We start from the raw sequence: 3,312 nt of genomic DNA, 5'->3' as shown, positions 1-3,312 counted from the left end.
TAGACTTAAAAACAATGTATCCCCTTACAATATAAATTATAAATATTTTGTACGTACATGTCAATGGTGATTTTTATTTGTTTGTACAAAAAAGAGATAACATCACTGTTATCTCTCAACTAATTCACCTACAAATATTTCCGTCTCAATGACTTTATTTTTTTCAATTGATTCGATCATTTTATTAGCCGCTATTCGTCCTAATTCATCTTTTATATGTTGGACACTACTAAAACCGCCTACCACTGAAAGGATGGAATTATCGTGACTGGATAATTGTAGTTTACTTCCTAAAATAGGGTTCTTTGATGCTACTAATTGTTGTAATTTTAAAGCCACCTTATCATTATAGCAAACAAAAGTTCGAGTCGTCGTTTCATCATTTAAGATTTGGTTGGCAATATTAGCCAATGCTGTATCGAGTGTTTCAGTTGTATAAGTATGAATGGCCTCTTTACTAAAACTAACGCCTTCTTCTTCAAAAGCTTTAATAAATCCTTTCATTCTTAATTTTCCTTGTAAATCATCAATCTTCGTAATTAAACCAATATTCGTGATTCCTTGTTTAAGCCAAAACTCAGTTGCTTTTTGAGCAGCTTGTCTATCATCCATCGCAATATAGGGTAAATCGAGTGTTTCATAATGTGCATTAATAAATAATATGGGGATACCCAGTTCTTTAAATTTGGAATAGTAAGCAATATTAGGATTGAACAAATTACTCTTTGTTGGTTCGACAATTAAGCCAGCTACTTCCTCATCCAACATACGTTTTAGACAAATTTCTTCTTGGACAATATCATTATCGGTACTTGCTAAAACAAGGCTGTAATTATTTTGTCGTAGTACCTCTTCAATTCCTCTAATAATATTGGGGAAAATATAATCAGAAAGATAAGTAGTGATGACACCAATTTTTCGCGTTGAATTGTTATTAGTCGACTCAATTAAACGATTTTTTACATAGGTTCCTGATCCTTTTTCAGAGCGTAAATAACCTTCATTGATTAAAATCGAGAGTGCTTGTCTAATGGTATGTCGACTAACATCAAATTGTTCCTGTAATTTGGCTTCGGTGGGAATCACATTGCCAACGGCATAAGTTCCCTTTATTATTTCTTCTCTTAAAACTTCAGCTATTTGCTGGTATTTCGGTAAACTCATCTCTTAATCTCTCCAACTATAATTTGTACGTACATTTATTTTAACGGATTATCAATTAAAATACAATATAAAAAAATTGGAGAAAATTAAATTTTATCCTCAACTTACTCTTTTCTTCAATTCAATTGCATTGAGAGTAATCACACAAAACCATTTTGAATGAACGAAAAATCAATGATTCGATTATTATGCAATTGATTTGTCAATTTATGAATGTTTATAATAAATCGACACGTATTGGATTGAAAAAATCCATAAAAATTGAGTTTTCTGATAATGGAATGCATCCATGTTCAACATTAGAGCGAAGTGCTAAGGTGTCACCTTCATTGACAATTCTTTCTTCCTGTTCACCATTTTCGTGAATAATTAAGAACTTAAATGTTCCTTTTTTAATATAAGTAATTTGTTCATGAAAATGCTTATGGGTCGCGATTGCTGAATTTTCATCAACTGGATGTTCAAATGCCATCTCCACTAACATACTTCCATCCAAAATTTGGGCAATACGTCTTTTAGAATTATCCGTTAATTGTACCCATTCTTGATTAATTGCCATATTCATTCCCCCTTGTTATAAGTTTATTTTATCGAATAATTAATTTTTTGAATATACATAATTTTGTAGAGGCAGCTCTTAAATATCAAGTTTAACTCTCATCATTGGGCATTAAGAAAACGTGAATCAGTTATATAGTCTAGGCATAGCCAGCCAAACTTGAAATTAATCTTCATAGTTTTATACTTTTAGTATCATTATTCCTATCTACCATTTAAGGAATTTCGAATTTAAAATGCGCACAATTTGCGCACAAAACGCATTATTTATTCAAGAATGTTGATTTAATAGGATTTATAGAACAAAAAAAAAGGCACATAACTTTGATGGTTAAAAATACACACATATACACACGATTATGTTTAGCTTTATAGCGACATTTTTCAGTTTTAAAGTCGTACACACAACTATGAGTATATACGTTTTTTGCTTGCAAAATTGCTTGCAAAAGAAAGAGCCTATCTTTTTACGAGATAGGCTTTTAACGTTAAGTAATGTACTTCCAAGTTAATAGAAATATCACCTGAATTGGAAGTGTGTTTCCGATATAATAGACAATCTGTATTTTGTCTATAAAAATAGACAGTAGCCATAAGCCACTGCCTCTGATAGTAGGTGTGCCGAAATCAAGACCACCTTTGCCAACCTAACACATGGGTGATGTGCTAAGTCACAATCATTATATCTTTTTTACACTAATCTGTCTAGATTACCCAAAATAAATTTACGGCGATTATCTTTACCTGCTGGAGCAGATAGATTGTAAGTATACACCGCTACATTTGGATTAGTCTCGTCGTACACTCTCATCTTATTATTCGTCATGCTGCCACTGCCAATTAAAGTAGACTCGATAGATGCCAATAGATTATCACCCATATTTTGAATTGTTTCCAATTTTAACCGCTTATACTCATCAATGACAGATAATTTAGTACGGTTGAGCTGTTTATTAGATCGTGCTAAATTGAATAACAGCAATTCGTAATCGGTAAATAGGCTTTGGCACATAGCACTTACTCGCTCATATTTCATATTGTCAATGTCTGTTCTGCCTGCTTTGAAATCTGCCCAGCGACCGGAATTAAAACCAAATCGCTTGTAAAAGTCTGTGTCATTTTGGTATCGGTCAGCAACTGTCATCAAAATTAATTCTTGTAGTGCATTCATGATTAGTCCTCCTTAATATAGAATTGAGATTCTTTACTATCGTCACCCATTATTGCGTATGTTTTTTGTTGCCCTTTAAAATTATGCTCTGATTCCGGAATGTAAGTCGTAATTGAATCGTTTGATACTTTTACCACTTCCATTTCCCAAATTTTACCACGGTTCCAAACTTTGTCCCCTGTTTTTAACTGTTTTACTTCTGCGTTTGTTAAATATCTTGTAGTCATTTTTAATTCCTCCTAAAATGTTGATTTCCTTAACTTCTAATCTCATTATACACCGTTAACGGTGCATTGTCAACGGTTTATTTATGAGAAATTTATTTAATTTTGGCCATAAAAAATAAGCCTACCCCATATCGGAGTAGGCTGTTTAGGATATATACCACTACATATAGTATCCCTTTCTTTTTTTATTTT

General features: G+C 32.3%; 4 protein-coding genes. All 4 read right to left on the bottom strand.

Going from position 1 to position 3,312, the window contains the following annotated elements:
• Positions 1-108 precede the first annotated feature (108 nt).
• On the bottom strand, positions 109-1,164 hold the full coding sequence (locus tag GSA01S_RS09715) for a GntR family transcriptional regulator (RefSeq protein WP_066127057.1): 1,056 nt from the start codon (positions 1,162-1,164) through the stop codon (positions 109-111).
• Between the two features lie 217 nt (positions 1,165-1,381).
• A complete protein-coding gene (locus GSA01S_RS09710; protein WP_066127054.1) occupies positions 1,382-1,723 on the bottom strand; it encodes a cupin domain-containing protein in 342 nt (113 codons plus the stop codon).
• Positions 1,724-2,413: 690 nt separating this feature from the next.
• Complete coding sequence (locus tag GSA01S_RS09705) at positions 2,414-2,893, bottom strand: hypothetical protein (RefSeq protein ID WP_066127051.1); 480 nt, start codon at positions 2,891-2,893, stop codon at positions 2,414-2,416.
• A 2-nt stretch (positions 2,894-2,895) separates the two neighbouring features.
• Positions 2,896-3,120, bottom strand: a complete 225-nt coding sequence (locus GSA01S_RS09700; RefSeq protein ID WP_066127049.1) for a hypothetical protein — start codon at positions 3,118-3,120, stop codon at positions 2,896-2,898.
• Positions 3,121-3,312 lie beyond the last annotated feature (192 nt).

The sequence above is a fragment of the Globicatella sanguinis NBRC 15551 genome, from assembly GCF_001552295.1.
Classification (GTDB): domain Bacteria; phylum Bacillota; class Bacilli; order Lactobacillales; family Aerococcaceae; genus Globicatella; species Globicatella sanguinis.
This window is presented reverse-complemented; position numbering and strand designations above follow the sequence as displayed.

Excerpts from the sequence above, each read along its gene's own strand:
- GSA01S_RS09715 (WP_066127057.1), bottom strand. The coding sequence starts at position 1,164 with ATGAGTTTACCGAAATACCAGCAAATAGCTGAAGTTTTAAGAGAAGAA.
- GSA01S_RS09710 (WP_066127054.1), bottom strand. The coding sequence starts at position 1,723 with ATGGCAATTAATCAAGAATGGGTACAATTAACGGATAATTCTAAAAGA.
- GSA01S_RS09705 (WP_066127051.1), bottom strand. The coding sequence starts at position 2,893 with ATGAATGCACTACAAGAATTAATTTTGATGACAGTTGCTGACCGATAC.
- GSA01S_RS09700 (WP_066127049.1), bottom strand. The coding sequence starts at position 3,120 with ATGACTACAAGATATTTAACAAACGCAGAAGTAAAACAGTTAAAAACA.